A 19,810-nucleotide genomic window follows, 5' to 3' on the forward strand; every position below is an offset into this window, starting at 1 on the left:
CGTCACTTGGTTCCCGGCGGTATGCATGGCGCACAGACTACGCACCGTCAAAACCCTCTTAGCGCTGAAGTTCACCCCAAATCAGGCAAGTTACTTCCTACGAATCGGTGATGTGACGCCGTTCACCGTTCCCCCTCTTGTCGCAGCAGGAACCTCGTTCTATCGTCGTGATGTATCGAGTCGATACATCAGGTCGGCATAAAGGTCCGTGTCAGGCAGACCGGGACAGACGGGAGGACACCATGAGCAGGCGCTCCGGCATCCTCGAGTTCGCTGTGCTCGGCCTGCTCCGCGAGTCCCCGATGCACGGCTACGAGCTGCGCAAACGGCTCAATACCTCACTGGGCGTGTTCCGCGCCTTCAGCTATGGGTCGCTGTACCCCTGTCTGAAGACACTGGTGGCCAACGGCTGGTTGATCGAGGAGTCGGGAACCGCCACCGCAGAGGCCCTGGCGGCGGCTCCGCTCGCCGGGCGCCGCGCCAAGATCGTCTACCGGTTGACCGCGGAAGGTAAGGAACACTTCGAGGAACTGCTCTCGCAGACCGGCCCCGACGCGTACGAGGACGAGCACTTCGCCGCCCGCTTCGCCTTCTTCGGCCAGACCTCGCGGGACGTGCGGATGCGGGTGCTCGAGGGCCGCCGCAGCCGCCTGGAGGAGCGCCTGGAGAAGATGCGCGCCTCTCTGGCCCGCACCCGGGAGCGCCTCGACGACTACACGCTTGAGCTGCAGCGCCACGGAATGGAGTCCGTGGAGCGCGAAGTGCGCTGGCTGAACGAGCTCATCGAGAGCGAGCGCGCGGGACGCGACCAGCAACGGTCCGGTCCCGGGAGCTCCGCTCAGCAGAACAGCACATCTGGGGAGTCGGACGTCCTGCCCCGGCGGCGGGGGGACAACCCGCCGCCGGATGCGTCCGGCGACACCGCCAAGTGACACCCCGCACTCGCGGGGTGCCATCCGGAATACCGAGATCACACAGGGAGCAACCGGAATGGGTTCGGTTCGCGTAGCCATCGTCGGCGTGGGCAACTGCGCCGCCTCGCTGGTCCAGGGCGTCGAGTACTACAAGGACGCCGACCCGGACAGCAAGGTCCCGGGCCTGATGCACGTCCAGTTCGGCGACTACCACGTCGGTGACGTCGAGTTCGTCGCCGCCTTCGACGTCGACGCGAAGAAGGTCGGCCTCGACCTCGCGGACGCCATCGGCGCCAGCGAGAACAACACCATCAAGATCTGCGACGTGCCGAACACCGGCGTGCAGGTCCAGCGTGGCCACACCCACGACGGTCTGGGCAAGTACTACCGCCAGACCATCGAGGAGTCCACCGAGGCCCCCGTCGACGTCGTCCAGGTCCTCAAGGACAAGCAGGTCGACGTCCTCGTCTGCTACCTGCCCGTCGGTTCCGAGGACGCCGCGAAGTTCTACGCGCAGTGCGCCATCGACGCCAAGGTCGCCTTCGTCAACGCCCTGCCGGTGTTCATCGCGGGCACCAAGGAGTGGGCGGACAAGTTCACCGAGGCCGGCGTCCCGATCGTCGGTGACGACATCAAGTCCCAGGTCGGCGCCACCATCACGCACCGCGTCATGGCGAAGCTGTTCGAGGACCGCGGCGTCCGTCTCGAGCGCACCATGCAGCTGAACGTCGGCGGCAACATGGACTTCAAGAACATGCTGGAGCGCGACCGCCTCGAGTCGAAGAAGATCTCGAAGACGCAGGCCGTCACCTCGCAGATCCCCGACCGCGAGCTGGGCGAGAAGAACGTCCACATCGGCCCGTCCGACTACGTGGCGTGGCTCGACGACCGCAAGTGGGCGTACGTCCGCCTCGAGGGCCGCGCCTTCGGCGACGTCCCGCTGAACCTGGAGTACAAGCTCGAGGTCTGGGACTCCCCGAACTCGGCGGGTGTCATCATCGACGCCCTGCGCGCCGCGAAGATCGCCAAGGACCGCGGCATCGGCGGCCCGATCCTGTCGGCGTCCTCGTACTTCATGAAGTCCCCGCCGGTGCAGTACTTCGACGACGAGGCCTTCGCGAACGTCGAGAAGTTCATCAAGGGCGAGGTCGAGCGCTGACCGCGCTGAACGGCTGACCTGACGAGGGTCCCCGGGTCGTCGACCCGGGGACCCTCGTCGTATGTGAGGCTGTGCGCCATGGCTGTCGTCGGTGACCTGCGCGTTCTGCTGCGCCTTCGGGACTTCCGGCGACTGCTCGCCGTGCGCCTCCTCTCCCAGGGCGCGGACGGCGTCTACCAGGTCGCGCTCGCCACGTACGTGGTCTTCGCGCCGGAGAAGCAGGCCTCCCCCGCGGCGATCGCCTCCGCGATGGCGGTGCTGCTGCTGCCGTACTCGCTCGTCGGCCCGTTCGCGGGCGTCCTGCTCGACCGCTGGCGGCGCCGACAGGTCCTCGTGTACGGCAACGTCCTGCGGGCCGCGCTGGCGTCCCTCACGGCCGTGCTGATGCTCAGCGGTGCGCCCGACGGGCTCTTCTACGCCTCCGCGCTGTGCGTCACCGCCGTCAACCGTTTCGTCCTGGCGGGGCTCTCGGCGGCGCTGCCGCGCGTGGTGGACGACGACCGCCTGGTCATGGCCAATTCCCTGTCGCCGACCGCCGGAACCCTCGCGGCGACGGCGGGCGGGGGCCTCGCCTTCCTCGTCCGCATCGTCGCCGCCGACTCGGACGCGGCGGTCGTCCTTCTGGGAGCCGCGCTCTATCTGTGCTCGGCGCTCGCCTCCCTGCGCATGCCGCGTGACCTGCTCGGCCCCGAGAAGGAGTTGGTGCAACCACGTCTGGGGGCAGCGCTCGCCGGCACCGCACGCGGGCTTCTGGCGGGCGTACGCCACCTCGCCGAGCGCCGCACGGCCGCGCACGCCCTGGTGTCGATGACCCTGATGCGGTTCTGCTTCGGCGCCCTGACGGTCATGGTGCTGATGCTGTGCCGGTACGCCTGGTCGTCGACCGAGGACGACGGGCTCGCGCTGCTCGGCATCGCCGTGGTGGTCTCCGGCGCCGGGTTCTTCACTGCCGCCCTGGTGACCCCGTGGGCCGTCGGGAGGCTCGGCGCCCGGCGCTGGATGGTCGTCTGCGCGGCCGCCGCCGCGATCCTGGGCCCCGCGCTCCTGCTGCCCTTCGCGCCGGGCCCGATACTCGTCGCCGCCTTCGTCATCGGGCTCACCACCCAGGGCGCGAAGATCGCCACGGACACGGTCGTGCAGTCGGCGGCTGACGACGGCTTCCGTGGCCGGATCTTCTCCCTGTACGACGTGCTCTTCAACGTCGCCTTCGTCGGAGCGGCGGGCGTCGCGGCGCTGATGCTGCCCCCGGACGGAAAATCGGTCGCGTTGGTTGCCTCGATCGCGCTGGTCTATGCAGCGATTGCTGGCGCTATGACCAGGTTTGACGTCCAGTAAGTGTCACATCAATGCCACAGAGCCCGGCTGAGGTTCATCGCGCCCGCGTGAGCCGGATAACTTACGGAAGTCCTTCGCGCCCTCGCGCCGCAATCCCTTCGTCCTGCTTCTCTTCTAGGGGGATCCCCGTGTCCACTCCGCCGCCCCAGGGCCAGAACCCATTCGCCCAGGGCCAGCAGCCCTACGGTCAGCCGCCGCAGGGCCAGGGCGCTCCGCAGCACCCGGGCGCGGCCCCGTACGGCCAGACGCCCCCGCCGCCGTACCCGCAGCACCCGGGCGCTCCCCAGCAGGGCATGCCCTTCTACCAGGGCGGCCCGGACCCGGTGGCCCCGCGCAAGAGCAAGAAGAAGTTCATATTCATCGGGGTGGCGGTCGTCGCCGTCCTCGGCCTCGGCGGCGCGGCCGTCCTGGCGGGTCAGGACGAGGCCTCCGCGGCCGAGGTCGGCGACTGCATGAGCATCGGCAAGCCGGAGAGCTCCACGGACCCGGACCTGAAGATCGTGGACTGCGGCGACAAGAAGGCCAAGTACAAGGTCATGGAGAAGAAGGACAGCGGGAGCTGCGACCGCACGAAGTACGCCGAGTACCGGGAGACCGGCGGCGGCGATGACTTCGTCCTCTGCCTAAAGCTGTACGTGCCGTCCGGCTCGGCAGACAAGTAGAGCCGGTCGCATCGCGAGGCTGGCCCTGCGCCCCTGCCGATGACAGTGCACCTGCCGAGGGGCCATGTTTCACGTGAAACATGGCCCCTCGGCATAGGCGGCCTTGTCGTACGAGCCTCGAGGGCAACGAGAAGGGGCGCGGTGTTTCACGTGAAACACCGCGCCCCTTCTCGTTGTCAGCTAAGCGTCAGCTGTCCGCGTTCTGTGCGGCCCACCATTCCTTGAGCTCCGCGATCGCCGCGTCCCGCTCCATGGGGCCGTTCTCCAGCCGCAGCTCCAGCAGGAACTTGTAGGCCTGACCGATCACCGGGCCCGGGCCCACGCTCAGGACTTCCATGATCTCGTTGCCGTCGAGGTCCGGGCGGATCGCGTCCAGCTCCTCCTGCTCCTGCAGGCGGGCGATGCGCTCCTCCAGGCCGTCGTACGCCCGCGACAGCGCGTTGGCCTTGCGCTTGTTGCGGGTCGTGCAGTCGGAACGGGTCAGCTTGTGCAGGCGCTCCAGGAGCGGGCCCGCGTCGCGTACATAGCGACGGACGGCGGAATCCGTCCACTCGCCCGTGCCGTAGCCGTGGAAGCGCAGATGCAGCTCCACCAGACGCGAGACGTCCTTGACGAGCTCGTTGGAGTACTTGAGAGCCGTCATCCGCTTCTTGGTCATCTTCGCGCCCACCACCTCGTGGTGGTGGAAGGAGACCCGGCCGTCCGTCTCGAAGCGGCGCGTCCTCGGCTTGCCGATGTCGTGCAGCAGCGCGGCGAGCCGGAGTGTCAGATCCGGGCCGTCCTCCTCCAGGGCCATCGCCTGCTCGAGGACGATCAGGGTGTGGTCGTAGACGTCCTTGTGCCGGTGGTGCTCGTCGCGCTCCAGGCGCAGCGCCGGAAGCTCCGGCAGCACGTGGGCCGCGAGACCGGTGTCGACCAGGAGGGCCAGCCCCTTGCGGGGGTGCGCGGCCACGATCAGCTTGTTCAGCTCGTCACGGACCCGCTCGGCGGACACGATCTCGATGCGCTCGGCCATCGCCGTCATCGCGGCGACGACGTCCGGGGCCACCTCGAAGTCCAGCTGCGCGGCGAAGCGCGCGGCCCGCATCATCCGCAGCGGGTCGTCCGAGAACGACTCCTCAGGGGTGCCGGGGGTACGCAGGACCCGCTCCGCCAGGTCGTCGAGACCTCCGTGCGGGTCGATGAACTCCTTCTCCGGGAGCGCCACGGCCATGGCGTTCACAGTGAAGTCGCGGCGCACGAGATCGTCCTCGATGGAGTCGCCGTACGACACCTCGGGCTTGCGGGAGGTCCTGTCGTACGCCTCCGATCGATATGTCGTCACCTCGATCTCGAAGCGCTGCTCGACGCCATCGACGCGGGCATCCTTCTGGCAGCCCACCGTGCCGAAGGCGATCCCGACCTCCCACACCGCGTCCGCCCACGGACGGACGATCTTCAGTACGTCCTCGGGGCGGGCGTCCGTCGTGAAGTCCAGGTCGTTGCCGAGCCTGCCGAGGAGGGCGTCCCGGACCGACCCGCCGACCAGGGCGAGCGAGAACCCGGCCTCCTGAAAGCGGCGGGCGAGGTCGTCTGCGACAGGGGACACGCGCAGCAGCTCGCTCACGGCGCGCTGCTGGACCTGACTCAGGGCACGGGGGTTGTCTTCGTTGGCGTTCGGCACAACAGAAAAGGGTACGTGCCCCGGCGCCCCGCGGCCGCCTCGATTTCCCCGGCCTCCGTGAAGCCCGTCCACAGCGCTCACCTCGGCCCTTGCGGCCCGCGCGGCGCGGTCTCGCGATCTTGTGGAGTGGTCCGCGGCACTCAGGCCCGGCGCGCCTCGTTACCATGCGTGGACGCAGCATCCGACAACCACCGACACAGCTGACGACGACGAGGGACGGGCAACGCGTGGCCGAGGCGGCAGACTTCCCGGGGACCACCCCCTCACCTGCCCGCCGGTGGCTCCGGCGCACAGCGGCGCTGCTGGCCGGAGCACCCCTACTGGCCGGTCTGCTCCAGGTGCCCGCGGGCTCCGCCGCGCTCGCCGCCACACCGGACGTGAAGACCGCGGCCACGGGTGCGAAGAGCGCTGCCACAGGCGTGCGGACGGGCCTGAAGGCGGCCGCCACGGGCTCCCGGACCGTCGACGTTTCCCTGGACACCCTGACGCCCAGCGCGCCCCGCAAGGGCGACACCATCACCGTCTCCGGCACGGTCACGAACGAGGGCCGTCAGCCGGTCACCGCGGCGCAGGTCGGACTGCGCATCGCGCCTCCCCTCGGAGGCCGCACCGCGATCGACACCGCCGCGCAGCGCAAGGGGTTCCAGCCCGGGACCGACGGCACCGAGGTCGGCGGCAAGTACGTCAAGAAGATCGCCAAGCTCGCCCCGGGCGTCCCGCAGCACTTCAGCATCTCCGTGCCCGTCAGCGCCCTCGACCTCGGCATGGACGGCGTCTACCAGCTCGGCGTGACGCTGACGGGCCAGACAGCGGCCCAGGCCTACCCGCAGGTCCTCGGCATCGAGCGGACCTTCCTGCCGTGGCAGGACGGGTCCGCGGACACGAAGACGAAGACCACGTACCTGTGGCCGCTCATCTCCACCACGCACCTCACCGCGCAGACGCGCTCCGACGAACAGCAGACGCCCGTCTTCAAGAACGAGGACCTCGCCAAGGAGATCCAGCCGGGCGGCCGCCTGGAGCAGCTGATGACGCTCGGCGAGCAGCTCGACGTCACCTGGGTCATCGACCCGGACCTGCTGGTCTCCGTGGAGGCGATGGCGGACGAGTACGAGGTGGAGGGGCCGGACGGAACGACGGTTCCGGGCCGCTACGAGACCGTCGCGCAGCAGTGGCTCACCGAGCTCCAGCAGACGGTGAAGGGCAAGAAGGTCGTCGCGCTGCCCTTCGCCGACCCCGACCTCGCCTCGCTCGCGCACAACGGCAAGGCGGTCTCCGGGTCGCTCGGCCACCTCAAGGAGGCCACCGAGGTCGGCGCCAAGGCCGTACGCGACATCCTCTTCGTGAAGCCGACCACCGACTTCGCCTGGCCCGCCGACGGTGCCATCGACCCGTCCGTCGTCGACGTCGCCACCTCGGCGGGCGCCCACCGGGTGATCACCCGCAGCGACAGCCTGCGCGAGACCCACGGCCTGCTGTACACGCCCAACGCGGCCCGGCCCATCGGCGGCGGCACCACCGCCGTGGTCGCCGACGCCCGGCTCTCCACCGCCTTCGAGGGCGACATGACGCGGTCCGAGAACTCCACGCTCGCGGTTCAGGAGTTCCTCGCCCAGAGCCTCATGCTCACGTTGCAGGACGACAAGCAGCGCAACATCGTCGTAGCCCCTCAGCGCACGCCCACCACGAGCCAGGCCCAGGCGATGGCCAAGGCACTGACCGCACTCGGAGACGAGCGCTGGTCGGAGCCGCAGGACCTGATCGCGGCCGCGAAGGCCAAGCCGGACCCGTCCGCCACCACCCAGGTGCCGTCGTCCGCCTCCTACCCGGCCGCGCTCCGCAAGCAGGAGCTGCCCCGGTCGGCGTTCGAGGAGATCCGGGGCACCCAGGACGAGCTCGACGTCTTCCAGATGGTCCTCTCCGTACCGCACCGGGTGATCACGCCCTTCGGCAGGGCCATGGACCGCGAGATGTCCACGTCGTGGCGCGGCCGCGCGGCGGCGGCACAGGGCTACCGCAAGAGCGTGCAGGGCTATCTGACCAGCCTCATGCACCAGGTCTCGCTGATCAAGAAGTCCGACGCGAAGCTGTCGGGCCGCAGCGCGACGATCCCGGTGACGGTCCAGAACAACCTCGTCCAGGGCGTCGACCACCTCAGGCTCCGGCTGACGTCGACGAACCCCACGCGTCTGAAGATCGGCGACGGCCTCTACGAGGAGCAGCCGGTCAAGATCACGGGCGGCGGTCACACCCAGTCGGTGAAGTTCACCACCACGGCCAACGCCAACGGACCGGTCCAGGTGTACGCCCAGCTCTACACCGAGGACAACCAGCCGTACGGCGACGCCGTGTACTTCGACGTCAACGTCACCGAGGTCACCCCCACGGTGATGCTGGTCATCGCCGGTGGCGTCCTGCTGCTCGTCCTCGCCGGATTCCGCATGTACACCCAGCGCAAGCGCGCGGCGCGGCAGCAGGCGGAGGCGGGCCCGGACGGCGGCCCCGACGGCGACGGCGACGCCGCGGACGACCCCGCGCCCGACGCCGGCCCCGACGCGGGCGAACCCGAGCAGCCGAGTGACCCGACCCCGGACACCGCTCCGGAAAGCACCGAGCCGTCGCACACGGGTGAGAGAGTGGACCGTTGAGCGATGTCGTGGCCGGTGGGCCCGGGGACCATGAGGTGGGGTAAACCATGAACGCGCCGTACGACGGTGAGCGCGGCCAGGGCGCGGGCGGCTCCGGCGCTGCCGGGGGCCCGCCGCCAGGGCCCCACGAGGACGGCCAGGTGCCACAGCAGCAGGCGCCCGACGCCTACCTCCAGGACGCCTATGCCCAGGACCCCTACCGCGCCCAGGACCTCTCGGCCCAGGACCCGGTGGCCGAGGCGCTCTACGACCGTGCCGCGCACCCCCCGCCCCCGCCCGGCACGTACCAGGACCCTCAGCAGCTCTACGCCCAGCCGCCGTCGCCCCAGCACGCCCCGGACCCCCGTGTATGGGCCCAGACGCCGCCCCCGGAGCCGGACGGCGCCACCCGGCACCTCCCGTACGGAGACGACCCGCGCACGACGCAGTACGTCGGCGTCGACGACCTCGTCACCCAGGCCGGCGAGGAGCGGCACCAGCCCGACGCCTTCGCCCACCTCTTCCGCGACCAGCAGCAGGGCAGCGGCTACCCCGACCCGCGCGCCGGAGCACACCAGCAGGACCCGCACCTGGGCGACGGCTACCAGCAGGACCCGCGGAGCCAGGCGTACCAGGCGGGTGGCTACCCCGCCCAGGGCCAGCAGCCCCAGGGCGGCTACCAGCAGGACGCCGGATACCAGCAGGGTGCGGCCTACCCGGACCAGGGCCAGCAGGGCACCGCCTACCCGGGCCGGCAGGCCGCCGGTTACCCCGACCAGGGCGGCGCGTACCCCTACCAGCAGCAGGGCGCGGCCCCGTACGCCGACCAGCAGGGCGGCGCGCAGTACGCGTACCCGCAGAACGACCCCCAGTACTACCCCCAGAGCGGCACCCCGTACGTGAACCACCAGAACGCCCCGTACGCGAACCAGCAGGCGGACGGCTACTACCAGGACCCGAACCAGCAGGGGCAGCCGTACCAGGACGCGCAGCAGTACGACATCGCGCGCCCGCCCGGCGAGTCCCCGTCCGTTCCGGCCCCGGCCCAGGAGCCCGAGCCCGCGGCGCCCGCGGCGAAGTCCGGCGGCCGCGCGTCCAGCCTGCTGAAGTCGAGCGCCGTGATGGCCGCGGGCACGATGGTGTCCCGGCTCACCGGCTTCGTCCGCTCCGCCATGATCGTCTCGGCGCTCGGCATCGGCCTGCTCGGCGACACCTTCCAGGTCGCCTACCAGCTGCCGACGATGATCTACATCCTCACCGTGGGCGGCGGCCTGAACTCGGTCTTCGTGCCGCAGCTCGTCCGCGCCATGAAGGACGACGAGGACGGTGGCCAGGCGTACGCCAACCGCCTCCTCACGCTCGTCATGGTGGCGCTCGGCATCCTCACCGTCGTCGGCTGGTTCGCGGCGCCCGTCCTGGTGCACCTGCTGTCGACGCCGGTCGCCAGCGACCCCGCGGCCAACGAAGTGGCGATCACCTTCGTCCGCTACTTCCTGCCCTCGATCTTCTTCATGGGCATCCACGTCGTCATGGGGCAGATCCTCAACGCGCGCGGGAAGTTCGGCGCGATGATGTGGACGCCCGTCCTCAACAACGTCGTCATCATCGCGACGCTCGGCATGTTCCTGTGGGTGTACGGCACCTCGGAGAAGTCGGGCATGCGCGTCACGTCGATCCCCGACGACGGGGTGCGCCTCCTCGGCGTCGGCGTGCTGCTCGGCATGGTCGTCCAGTCACTCGCGATGTTCCCCTACCTCCGGGAGACGGGCTTCAAGCCGCGTCTGCGCTTCGACTGGAAGGGCCAGGGCCTCGGCAAGGCCGCCATGCTCGCCAAGTGGACGATCCTCTTCGTCCTCGCCAACCAGGCCGGCGCGATCGTCGTGACCCAGCTGGGCACCGCGGCGGTCAAGCACTCCGGCATGGACGGCACGGGCTTCTCGGCCTACTCCAACGCCCAGCTCATCTGGGGGCTCCCGCAGGCCATCATCACCGTCTCACTGATGGCCGCGCTGCTGCCGCGGCTGGCCCGCGCGGCCCACGAGGGCGACGCCGGCGCCGTCCGCGACGACATCTCCCAGGGTCTGCGCACCTCCGCCGTCGCGATCGTGCCGATCGCCTTCAGCTTCGTCGCGCTCGGCATCCCGATGTGCACGCTCATGTTCGGCTCGTCCGGCGTCAACGGCGCCACCCGCATGGGCTACATGCTGATGGCCTTCGGCCTCGGCCTGATCCCGTACTCGGTGCAGTACGTCGTCCTCCGCGCCTTCTACGCGTACGAGGACACCCGCACCCCCTTCTACAACACCGTCATCGTGGCCGCCTTCAACGCCGCCGCCTCGGCGCTCTGCTACATGGTGCTGCCCGCCCGCTGGGCCGTAGCGGGCATGGCCGCTTCGTACGGCCTCGCCTACGCGATCGGGGTGGGCGTGGCCTGGCGACGGCTAAGCAAGCGGCTGGGGGGCGACCTGGACGGTGCGAACGTGGTCCGTACGTACGCCCGTCTCGTGATCGCTTCGGTGCCGGGTGCGATTCTCGGCGCCGCGGCCGGGTACGCGATCACGAAGGCCCTGGGACAGGGCGTCTTCGGTTCACTGGCCGCGCTGGTCGTCGGCTGCGCGGTACTGTTCGGCGTCTTCTTCCTCGTCGCGCGGCGCCTGCGCATCCAGGAACTCAACTCCCTGGTCGGCACGGTACGGGGGCGCCTGGGACGCTGAGGCGTGGCAGTCCGCACAACCATCGGCGGCTACCGCGTGTCGTGCATAGCGGCGGTCTGTGGGCACAATTGGCTTTGGCGTCTGACGTAGCGCAACGGATGGGGAGGCAGGAACGACGGTGGCGGAACGGAGCACGGCTGCCGTCGACGTGGCAGGCAACAGCGGCGACGAGCCGCTGACCGCGAAGGCGGATCAGTCCACGGCCGACGGGGTGGCCCAGACCCGGGAGCGGGACACGGCGGACGACAGCGCGGCGGAGACGAAGGGGCCCTCGAGTCCGCCCGGGGCGACCACGCCCCCAGAACTGCACAGCGGCCACAAACTCGCCAGACGCTATCGCCTCGAGGAGTGCGTCACACGTCTGGACGGTTTCAGCAGCTGGCGTGCGGTGGACGAGAAGCTCCGCCGTGCGGTGGGCGTGCACGTGCTGCCCGCCGACCATCCCCGCGGGCGCTCGGTGCTCGCCGCGGCCCGGTCCGCGGCACTCCTCGGCGACCCGCGGTTCGTACAGGTCCTGGACGCGGTCGAGGAGAACGACCTCGTCTACGTGGTGCACGAATGGCTTCCGGACGCCACGGAGCTCACCACCCTGCTGGCCTCCGGCCCCCTGGAGGCCCACGACGCCTACCAGCTCGTCAGCCAGGTCGCCCAGGCCATGGCCGCCGCACACCGCGAGGGCCTCGCCCATCTGCGGCTGACGCCCGGCGCCGTGCTGCGCACCTCCTCGGGCCAGTACCGCATCCGCGGCCTCGCCGTGAACGCCGCGCTGCGCGGCATCACCTCCGAGACCCCCCAGCGCACCGACACGGAGGCGATCGGCGCCCTCCTGTACGCCGCCCTGACCCAGCGCTGGCCGTACGAGAACGACGCACACGGCCTCTCCGGCCTGCCCAAGGGCGTCGGCCTCATCGCGCCGGACCAGGTCCGCGCCGGGGTGCACCGGGGCCTGTCCGAGCTCTCCATGCGCGCGCTCGCCAACGACGGCGCGACCGCGTCCCGCCAGGAGCCCGCCTGCACCACGCCGGACGACCTGGTGAAGGCCGTCGGCGAGATGCCCCGCATCCGCCCGCCGGAGCCCGCCTTCACGGCGCCGCCCGAGTACCAGCGCACGACCTACCAGCAGGGCACCTACGGCCGCGGTCCACAGCCTCCGGGCTCGACCCAGGTCATCCAGGCCCCGCCGCCCCCGCTGCAGAGCCGCACCGGCAAGGCCCTCAAGTGGGCGGTCTCGGCGCTGCTCATCGCCGCGCTCGGCCTGGGCAGCTGGCAGCTGGCGGACGCCCTCATGGACCAGGACAACAAGTCGGGGGACTCGGGCACGTCGCGGACGTCCGACGACGGCGACAAGAACAAGCCCAAGCCCGGCAAGCCGATCTCCATCGAGAACACCCAGGCGAGCGGCCTGGGCGGAGAGTTCAAGCAGTCCACCGAGAGCGGCGCCACGCTCTGGCGCACCGCGACGTACAACGAGGGTCCGCCCCTGGCTCCGTACAAGCCCGGTGCCGGCCTCGTCTACGACCTGGGCTCGGAGAACAAGCTCACCGACGCGACGATCAAGCTTCTGTACGGCGGAGACCACACGTCGATCTCGCTGTACGCCGCCGACTCGATGTCGCCTATCGGGCCGGTCAGCTCGATGAAGAAGATCGGCGAAGGCAAGACGACCGGCTCCTCCTTGAAGATCAAGGTGAATGCCAAGGCCAAGTCCCGGTACGTACTCCTCTGGGTGACGGCGGTTCCGTCGGTCCCCGCCGAGAAGTACCGCGGCGCCGGCTACCGGCAGGGCATCACGGGCGCTCAGTTCAAGGGCGTCAAGGGCTGAGGGCCCGCGCGTCTCGGCAGGGGGAGGGGGTTCGAGGTGGCGGACGACGCCGGGCACGGTGAGCTCAGCGACCAGGACCTCCTGACGCGCCACGTCGACGGCGACAAGGACGCCTTCGGCGAGCTCGTCCGCCGCCATCGCGACCGGCTGTGGGCCGTGGCCCTGCGCACCCTGGGAGACCGCGAGGAAGCCGCGGACGCCGTCCAGGACGCCCTGGTCTCCGCGTACCGGGCCGCGCACACCTTCCGCGGCCAGTCCGCCGTGACGACCTGGCTGCACCGCATCACCGTGAACGCCTGTCTCGACCGGGCGCGCAAGGCCGCCTCCCGCAGGACCTCGCCCGTCGACGACACCGAGCGCCTGGACCAGCTCCTCGAACCGCACGAGTCCGCGGCGGCACCGGTCGAGCGCGGCGATCTGCACCGGGAGCTCCTGCGGGCGCTCAGCACGCTGCCGCCCGACCAGCGGGCCGCCCTCGTCCTGGTGGACATGCAGGGCTACCCCGTGGCCGAGGCCGCCCGGGTGCTCAACGTCCCCACCGGCACGGTGAAGAGCCGCTGCGCGCGGGGCAGAGCAAGACTGCTGCCCCTGTTGACCCATCTGCGGACGGAGCCACCGGGCGAAAGCGGCCCCGGCAACCCGGGCGAAGGAAAAAAGGCCGCCCCAGGAAGGAACCGGACGCAGGGGACAACCGTCCCACCGGCAGCGGACCCCCCGCGTACGGGGTCGTCCCAGGAGACGGAACCCGGCGATTCAGCGGCAGTGAAGGGCGGAGGTGGGCGAGCGTGACCACGACGACGGACTCGGCTGGGCACCCGGACGTCTCCGAGATCTCCGACCTCACCGAAGGCCTGCTCTCACCGTCCCGCACGCACGACGTGCGGCAGCACCTGGACGGCTGCGCGCTCTGTACCGACGTCTACGACTCCCTCGAAGAGATTCGCGGCATGCTCGGCACGCTGCCCGGGCCCTCGCGCATGCCCGCCGATGTCGCGGAGCGCATCGACGCGGCTCTGGCGGCTGAGGCGCTTCTGGACTCCACCGTCACCGAGGACGTCGGCGCCTCCCTGTCGGCCCACGAGGCCGGGGAAGCCTCGGTACAGGCCGAGGAAGCCTCGGTACGCGGGCCCGTTGTCGAGCCCGCTGTCGATGTTTCACGTGAAACATCGACCTCCGAGCCGAGCGAAGCGGCTGCCTCATCGAGCAAGCCCGCTGCCTCAGCCGCTGCCAGCAGCGGCACCCATGGCCCGTCCGGTCACGCTCGCGCGGCCACCGGGCCGGGCCGGGGCGGGCGCTTCCGGGGGAGGCGCCGCCGTACGGCAGCCCTTGGTGCCGTCTTCACCGCTGCCGCCCTGGGCCTGGGCGCACTGCTGATCCACCCGTGGGAGAGCGACTCGGAAGGCTCGGAAACCACAGCGGCCCGCACAGCAAGCGCTGACACGTTCTCCAGGGACAAGCTCAAGGACCGCGTCAACGACATGCTTGCCGGAGAGCAGTCGATCGCGGGTGCCGACAACACCGCCCCTCCCGAGACACGCGTCGGACCGCAGTCCAGCCCGAACGGCCCGAAGAAGGGCTCGACGACACCCGAAGACGTCGACGAGGTGCCCGCCTGCATCGAGCGGAGCCTCAATGGCCGGGCACCGCTGGCCGTGGACAAGGGCACCTACGAAGGCAAGAGCGCCTACCTCCTCGTCGCGGCCCATGAGTCCGACAGTGCCAAGGTGTCCGCGTATATCGTCGATGCCGCCTGTGTGAACGCGCCCTCGTCGCCCGAAACCATCGGCAAGGTACTGCTCACCGAGTCCTACGCCCGGAACTGAGCGGTCCCCAGCCCGACGGGTACGTGTGGATCTCGCCCCGCTGTCCCGCGCCCGGGCTTCCGTGTGCTCGGACACGTTGGGGAATGCACGCCCCGTAGGATCCGTTGGGTGGGGTGAGAGCCCTGAGACAGGCACCCGCCAGCAGTACGCAGCAGTCTTCAGAGACGAGGAATCAAGCCGTGACCGACGTCCGTAACGTGATCATCATCGGCTCCGGGCCCGCCGGCTACACGGCGGCGCTCTACACCGCGCGCGCGTCCCTGAAGCCCCTGGTGTTCGAGGGTGCCGTCACCGCGGGCGGCGCGCTGATGAACACCACCGACGTAGAGAACTTCCCGGGCTTCCAGGACGGCATCATGGGCCCGGAGCTCATGGACAACATGCGCGCCCAGGCCGAGCGCTTCGGCGCCGAGCTCGTGCCCGACGACGTGGTCTCCGTCGACCTCACCGGTGAGATCAAGACCGTCACGGACACGGCCGGCACGGTGCACCGCGCGAAGGCCGTCATCGTGACGACGGGCTCCCAGCACCGCAAGCTGAGCCTGCCGAACGAGGACGCGCTGTCCGGCCGTGGCGTCTCCTGGTGCGCGACCTGCGACGGGTTCTTCTTCAAGGACCACGACATCGCCGTCATCGGTGGTGGTGACACCGCGATGGAGGAGGCGACCTTCCTCTCCCGGTTCGCCAAGTCCGTGACGGTCGTCCACCGCCGCGACAGCCTGCGTGCCTCCAAGGCCATGCAGGAGCGCGCCTTCGCCGACCCGAAGATCAAGTTCGTCTGGGACAGCGAGGTCGCCGAGATCAAGGGCGAGCAGAAGCTCTCCGGTCTCACCCTGCGCAACGTCAAGACGGGCGAGACGTCCGAGCTGGCGGCCACCGGCCTGTTCATCGCGATCGGCCACGACCCGCGCACCGAGCTCTTCAAGGGCCAGCTGAACCTGGACGGCGAGGGCTACCTCAAGGTCGACGCGCCGTCGACCCGGACGAACATCCCCGGTGTCTTCGCCGCCGGTGACGTCGTCGACCACACCTACCGCCAGGCGATCACGGCGGCGGGCACCGGCTGTGCCGCCGCTCTGGACGCCGAGCGCTTCCTCGCCGCCCTCGCGGACAGCGAGACCGCGGCCGCTGCTGCCGTCTGATCCTCCCTTCCTCCCCCACCCGCACCACCATGTGAGGAGCCCGCCGTGGCCAACCTGAAGAACGTGACCGACGCTTCCTTCGACGAGGACGTCCTCAAGAGCGACAAGCCCGTCCTGGTGGACTTCTGGGCCGCCTGGTGCGGCCCGTGCCGCCAGATCGCGCCCTCGCTCGAGGCGATCGCGCAGGAGTACGGCGACAAGATCGAGATCGTCAAGCTCAACATCGACGAGAACCCGGGCACGGCCGCCAAGTACGGCGTCATGTCGATCCCGACGCTGAACGTCTACCAGAACGGCGAGGTCGCCAAGACCATCGTCGGTGCCAAGCCGAAGGCCGCCATCGAGCGCGACCTGGCGGACTTCATCGCCGAGTAAGACACCACGTCATCGGTATCCGCCCCCGTCGGCGGAGAGCGATGTTTCACGTGAAACACGAATGGGCCAACCCCGAGGGGTTGGCCCATTCGTCTGTCCACTGTGCGGTCTGCGGCCTATCCGGCCCGCCTAGAGCGGCCGCAGGGCCGGTTCCTTCTGTACAGCTCCCAGCAGTCGGTCGAGCGCCAGCTCGACGTCTTCCTTCCACGAGAGCGTCGTCCGCAACTCCAGCCGGAGTCTCGGGTACGCGGGGTGGGGGCGGACCGTCTTGAAGCCCACCGCGAGGAGATGGTCCGCGGGCAGGACACAGGCCGGCTTCTCCCAGCGCGCGTCACCGAACGCCTCGATGGCCTTGAAGCCCCGGCGCAGCAGATCCTTGGCGACTGTCTGCACGATGACGCGGCCAAGTCCCTGCCCCTGATAGCCCGGCATGATCCAGGCAGTCATCAACTGAACGGCATCCGGCGAGACCGGGCTCGTGGGAAAGGCCGTGGACCGCGGCACATAGGCGGGGGGAGCGTAGAGGACGAAACCCACCGGGACGTCATCGACGTAGACGACCCGACCGCACGACCCCCACTCCAGCAGAACGGCGGAGATCCACGCTTCCTTCTCCAGCTCGGGTGTTCCGGCCTTCAGCGCGGCTTGGCCGCTGACCGGGTCCAGCTCCCAGAAGACGCACGCCCGGCAACGCTTGGGAAGGTCCGGAAGGTTGTCCAGCGTGAGCGGTACGAGCCGTCGCCCCATGAAGGCGGTTCCTCTTCTCCTTCGCCCGCGGCGCCACGAGCAGCTGTCAGTGTGCTCCGTTCCCTGAGCAGGCTGCCGACGAAGCCACCGACCGCGCCCAGGCCGAACCCTGCGGTCATCAGTCCGGTGCGGCTCACCGATCGCATGGCCCCCGCCTCCCCTAAGAGGTGCCGTCAGGTGGATGCGCCATACCCAAACGCATCGTATCCACGATGGGATTGCATCGATACCGGAAGAAAGCAAAGAGCGGGCCGTGTTCCGGCACACACCGGACACGGCCCGCTTTCACAGGCGTCACAGGATTCGGCTACAGCGGTCTGCCGATGCCCGCGCTCAGCGCACGGCCTCCAGGAGGACGCCGTCGCTGCTCAGCTCTGCTCGCCCTCGGAGGCTTCCTCGGCCGCGGCATCGGCCAGGCCACGCTTGAGGACCGAACCCTCTTCAGGAGCGAGCGTGGCGAGGATCCGCTCCAGGTCGTCCAGCGAGGCGAAGTCGACGACGATCTTGCCCTTCTTCTGGCCCAGGTCGACCCTCACCCGCGTCTCGAACCGGTCCGAGAGACGCGTGGCGAGACTCGTCAGCGCAGGGGACACACGCGCACCGGCACGAGGCCCCTTGGCCTTCGGCTTGGTCTGCGGCCGCGACCCCATGAGCGTCACGATCTCCTCGACGGCCCGCACCGACAGCCCTTCGGCCACGATCCGGTACGCGAGGCGGTCCTGCTCCTCCTGGTCCTCGACGGACAGCAGCGCCCGGGCATGGCCCGCGGACAGCACTCCGGCGGCGACCCTGTTCTGCACCTTCGGCGACAGCTTCAGAAGGCGGAGCGTGTTGGAGACCTGCGGGCGGGACCGGCCGATCCGGTCCGCCAGCTGGTCATGCGTGCACTTGAAGTCCTTGAGCAGCTGGTCGTAGGCCGCGGCCTCTTCCAGCGGGTTCAGCTGAGCGCGGTGCAGGTTCTCAAGGAGCGCGTCCAGGAGGAGCTTGTCGTCCTCCGTCGCCCGCACGATCGCCGGGATGCGCTCAAGACCCGCCTCACGGCAAGCCCGCCAGCGCCGCTCGCCCATGATGAGCTCGTACCGCGAGGGGCCCAACTGCCGTACGACCACGGGCTGGAGAAGCCCGACTTCCTTGATGGACGTCACCAGCTCCGCGAGGGCGTCCTCGTCGAAGACCTCACGCGGCTGCCGCGGGTTCGGCGTGATGGAGTCGAGCGGCAGCTCGGCGAAGTGCGCACCGGCCGGGCTCCGCAGTTCGTCCACCGGCCCGCCGCCCCGCTCTTCCGTCTCCTGCGGAACCGGGGGCTGCGCAAGGGAGCTCTGGGGAAGCGCGGCCACGGTGGCGGCCGCCACGCCGCGCTCCGCGGTGAGGACCGGCACGGCCGTCGGCGAGGTGGATGCCCCACCCGTGGTCGGCGCAGCCGCCTTCTCCGTAGGAGCCGCAGGGATCAGAGCGCCCAGGCCACGGCCCAGCCCTCTTCGTCGCTCGCTCACTGGATCCCCTCCGTCATGTTCTGGTCGTTCTGGATGCCCGTGTGGGCGTGCTGCACGTCGTACCGCACGCCTACTCCGCGCAGCGCGATCTCTCGCGCCGCCTCGAAGTACGACAGGGCACCGCTTGAGCCTGGATCGTAGGTCAACACGGTCTGGCCGTAGCTGGGCGCCTCGGAGATGCGTACCGAGCGCGGGATGCTCGTTCTCAGCACCTCGTCGCCGAAGTGGTTGCGCACCTCGTCGGCCACCTGGGAGGCGAGCCGGGTCCGGCCGTCGTACATGGTGAGCAGGATGGTCGACACATGCAGGTTCGGGTTGAGGTGACCCCGCACCAGGTCGACGTTGCGCAGGAGCTGACCGAGGCCTTCCAGGGCGTAGTACTCGCACTGGATGGGGATCAGCACCTCCGCACCGGCTACCAGGGCGTTCACCGTCAACAGCCCCAGCGATGGCGGGCAGTCGATGAGGATGTAGTCCAGCGGCTGCTCATACGCCTGGATCGCCCGCTGGAGCCGGCTTTCCCGCGCCACCAGCGACACCAGTTCGATCTCCGCACCGGCGAGATCGATGGTGGCCGGGGCACAGAAGAGACCCTCGACATCAGGGACGGGCTGGACGACCTCGGCGAGAGGCTTGCTCTCGACCAACACGTCGTAGATGGAGGGGACTTCGGCGTGGTGGTCGATGCCGAGCGCCGTGGAGGCGTTCCCCTGCGGGTCCAGATCGATCACCAGAACACGCGCGCCGTGCAAGGCCAGTGAGGCGGCAAGGTTGACGGTTGTCGTCGTCTTGCCTACCCCGCCCTTCTGGTTGGCGACGACCATGATTCGGGTCTGCTCGGGCCGTGGCAGGCCCTCGCCCGCGCGGCCAAGAGCTTCCACCGCCAGTTGGGCAGCACGACCGATGGGGGTGTCGTCCATCGGGCTCGGTGTTTCACGTGAAACATCCTCCCCCGCCGACTCGGTACGGGGACCGGGGACCGGATCGGTCATCGGTCCCGCGATGTTGGCGTCGGACCGCAAGGATTCACTCTCCTCGACTACAGGCTCGCAATGAACAGAGCCTCCCATGCTTTCGGGGTCGTGAACCAGCGAGGCCCGGTCTTCTGTGGACGAATCCGTCTCTGTGGACAACTCCGTTCCCTTATCGAGGGAACCAAGTGGCCGACGCTCGCGGGGTTCGGCAGCGCGACCGCGACTGATGATGCCATGCAGCAGTGAGCGACGTTTCACGTGAAACACGATGCATGGCGACCGGGGTGCCGCTCGTGCGACACCCCGGTACGCGTACGTTTGACAGCTTTTGTGGAGTACGGCTCGTCGTCAGGACGGATC

General features: G+C 69.7%; 15 protein-coding genes. 11 read left to right on the top strand and 4 right to left on the bottom strand.

The window, feature by feature from the left end; all coding sequences use genetic code 11:
* Positions 1 to 242 precede the first annotated feature (242 nt).
* From C9F11_RS20755 to C9F11_RS20770, 4 genes are all read left to right on the top strand, one after another.
* Positions 243 to 932 (top strand): PadR family transcriptional regulator, encoded by a 690-nt coding sequence (locus tag C9F11_RS20755; RefSeq protein ID WP_138960683.1) that lies wholly within the window; start codon positions 243 to 245, stop codon positions 930 to 932.
* A gap of 58 nt (positions 933 to 990) precedes the next feature.
* Positions 991 to 2,073, top strand: coding sequence for an inositol-3-phosphate synthase (locus tag C9F11_RS20760; RefSeq protein ID WP_138960684.1), 1,083 nt, complete (start codon positions 991 to 993; stop codon positions 2,071 to 2,073).
* Between the two features lie 78 nt (positions 2,074 to 2,151).
* Positions 2,152 to 3,408: an MFS transporter gene (locus tag C9F11_RS20765; protein WP_138960685.1), complete on the top strand. Its 1,257-nt coding sequence runs from the start codon at positions 2,152 to 2,154 to the stop codon at positions 3,406 to 3,408.
* A 128-nt stretch (positions 3,409 to 3,536) separates the two neighbouring features.
* A complete protein-coding gene (locus tag C9F11_RS20770; RefSeq protein WP_138960686.1) occupies positions 3,537 to 4,070 on the top strand; it encodes a hypothetical protein in 534 nt (177 codons plus the stop codon).
* A 187-nt stretch (positions 4,071 to 4,257) separates the two neighbouring features.
* Here C9F11_RS20770 and C9F11_RS20775 read toward each other — a convergent pair whose 3' ends face one another.
* Positions 4,258 to 5,733, bottom strand: a complete 1,476-nt coding sequence (locus C9F11_RS20775; RefSeq protein ID WP_138960687.1) for a CCA tRNA nucleotidyltransferase — start codon at positions 5,731 to 5,733, stop codon at positions 4,258 to 4,260.
* Between the two features lie 227 nt (positions 5,734 to 5,960).
* On the opposite strand from C9F11_RS20775, the gene C9F11_RS20780 reads away from it, so the two are divergent.
* The 7 genes from C9F11_RS20780 (at position 5,961) to trxA (ending at position 16,236) form a co-directional block, all read left to right on the top strand.
* Positions 5,961 to 8,381 carry a DUF6049 family protein gene (locus C9F11_RS20780; protein WP_138960688.1) on the top strand — a complete coding sequence of 807 codons (2,421 nt, stop codon included), beginning with the start codon at positions 5,961 to 5,963 and terminating at the stop codon, positions 8,379 to 8,381.
* A 47-nt stretch (positions 8,382 to 8,428) separates the two neighbouring features.
* Positions 8,429 to 11,074 carry a murein biosynthesis integral membrane protein MurJ gene (murJ, locus tag C9F11_RS20785; RefSeq protein ID WP_249401807.1) on the top strand — a complete coding sequence of 882 codons (2,646 nt, stop codon included), beginning with the start codon at positions 8,429 to 8,431 and terminating at the stop codon, positions 11,072 to 11,074.
* Positions 11,075 to 11,192: 118 nt separating this feature from the next.
* Entirely contained in the window at positions 11,193 to 12,896 is a 1,704-nt protein-coding gene (locus C9F11_RS20790) for a protein kinase family protein (RefSeq protein WP_138960689.1), read from the top strand.
* 36 nt (positions 12,897 to 12,932) lie between these two features.
* Complete coding sequence (sigM, locus tag C9F11_RS20795) at positions 12,933 to 13,685, top strand: RNA polymerase sigma factor SigM (protein ID WP_138960690.1); 753 nt, start codon at positions 12,933 to 12,935, stop codon at positions 13,683 to 13,685.
* A complete protein-coding gene (locus C9F11_RS20800; RefSeq protein ID WP_138960691.1) occupies positions 13,682 to 14,719 on the top strand; it encodes a hypothetical protein in 1,038 nt (345 codons plus the stop codon). Before sigM ends, C9F11_RS20800 begins: the two co-directional genes overlap by 4 nt.
* A gap of 179 nt (positions 14,720 to 14,898) precedes the next feature.
* The gene (trxB, locus tag C9F11_RS20805; RefSeq protein ID WP_138960692.1) at positions 14,899 to 15,861 is read left to right on the top strand and encodes a thioredoxin-disulfide reductase; all 963 of its coding nucleotides are present in this window, start codon (positions 14,899 to 14,901) and stop codon (positions 15,859 to 15,861) included.
* A gap of 45 nt (positions 15,862 to 15,906) precedes the next feature.
* Complete coding sequence (gene trxA / locus C9F11_RS20810) at positions 15,907 to 16,236, top strand: thioredoxin (RefSeq protein ID WP_138960693.1); 330 nt, start codon at positions 15,907 to 15,909, stop codon at positions 16,234 to 16,236.
* Positions 16,237 to 16,365: 129 nt separating this feature from the next.
* Here trxA and C9F11_RS20815 read toward each other — a convergent pair whose 3' ends face one another.
* From C9F11_RS20815 to C9F11_RS20825, 3 genes are all read right to left on the bottom strand, one after another.
* Positions 16,366 to 16,983, bottom strand: a complete 618-nt coding sequence (locus tag C9F11_RS20815; RefSeq protein ID WP_138960694.1) for a GNAT family N-acetyltransferase — start codon at positions 16,981 to 16,983, stop codon at positions 16,366 to 16,368.
* A gap of 368 nt (positions 16,984 to 17,351) precedes the next feature.
* Positions 17,352 to 18,476, bottom strand: a complete 1,125-nt coding sequence (locus tag C9F11_RS20820) for a ParB/RepB/Spo0J family partition protein (protein ID WP_138960695.1) — start codon at positions 18,474 to 18,476, stop codon at positions 17,352 to 17,354.
* A complete protein-coding gene (locus C9F11_RS20825; RefSeq protein ID WP_138966787.1) occupies positions 18,473 to 19,546 on the bottom strand; it encodes a ParA family protein in 1,074 nt (357 codons plus the stop codon). Before C9F11_RS20825 ends, C9F11_RS20820 begins: the two co-directional genes overlap by 4 nt.
* Positions 19,547 to 19,810 lie beyond the last annotated feature (264 nt).

Origin of the sequence: Streptomyces sp. YIM 121038, from assembly GCF_006088715.1 — a bacterium.
GTDB lineage: Bacteria > Actinomycetota > Actinomycetes > Streptomycetales > Streptomycetaceae > Streptomyces.

Coding starts and splice junctions, on each gene's coding strand:
- C9F11_RS20755 (WP_138960683.1), top strand. CDS start 243: ATGAGCAGGCGCTCCGGCATCCTCGAGTTCGCTGTGCTCGGCCTGCTC.
- C9F11_RS20760 (WP_138960684.1), top strand. CDS start 991: ATGGGTTCGGTTCGCGTAGCCATCGTCGGCGTGGGCAACTGCGCCGCC.
- C9F11_RS20765 (WP_138960685.1), top strand. CDS start 2,152: ATGGCTGTCGTCGGTGACCTGCGCGTTCTGCTGCGCCTTCGGGACTTC.
- murJ (WP_249401807.1), top strand. CDS start 8,429: ATGAACGCGCCGTACGACGGTGAGCGCGGCCAGGGCGCGGGCGGCTCC.
- C9F11_RS20815 (WP_138960694.1), bottom strand. CDS start 16,983: ATGGGGCGACGGCTCGTACCGCTCACGCTGGACAACCTTCCGGACCTT.
- C9F11_RS20825 (WP_138966787.1), bottom strand. CDS start 19,546: ATGGGAGGCTCTGTTCATTGCGAGCCTGTAGTCGAGGAGAGTGAATCC.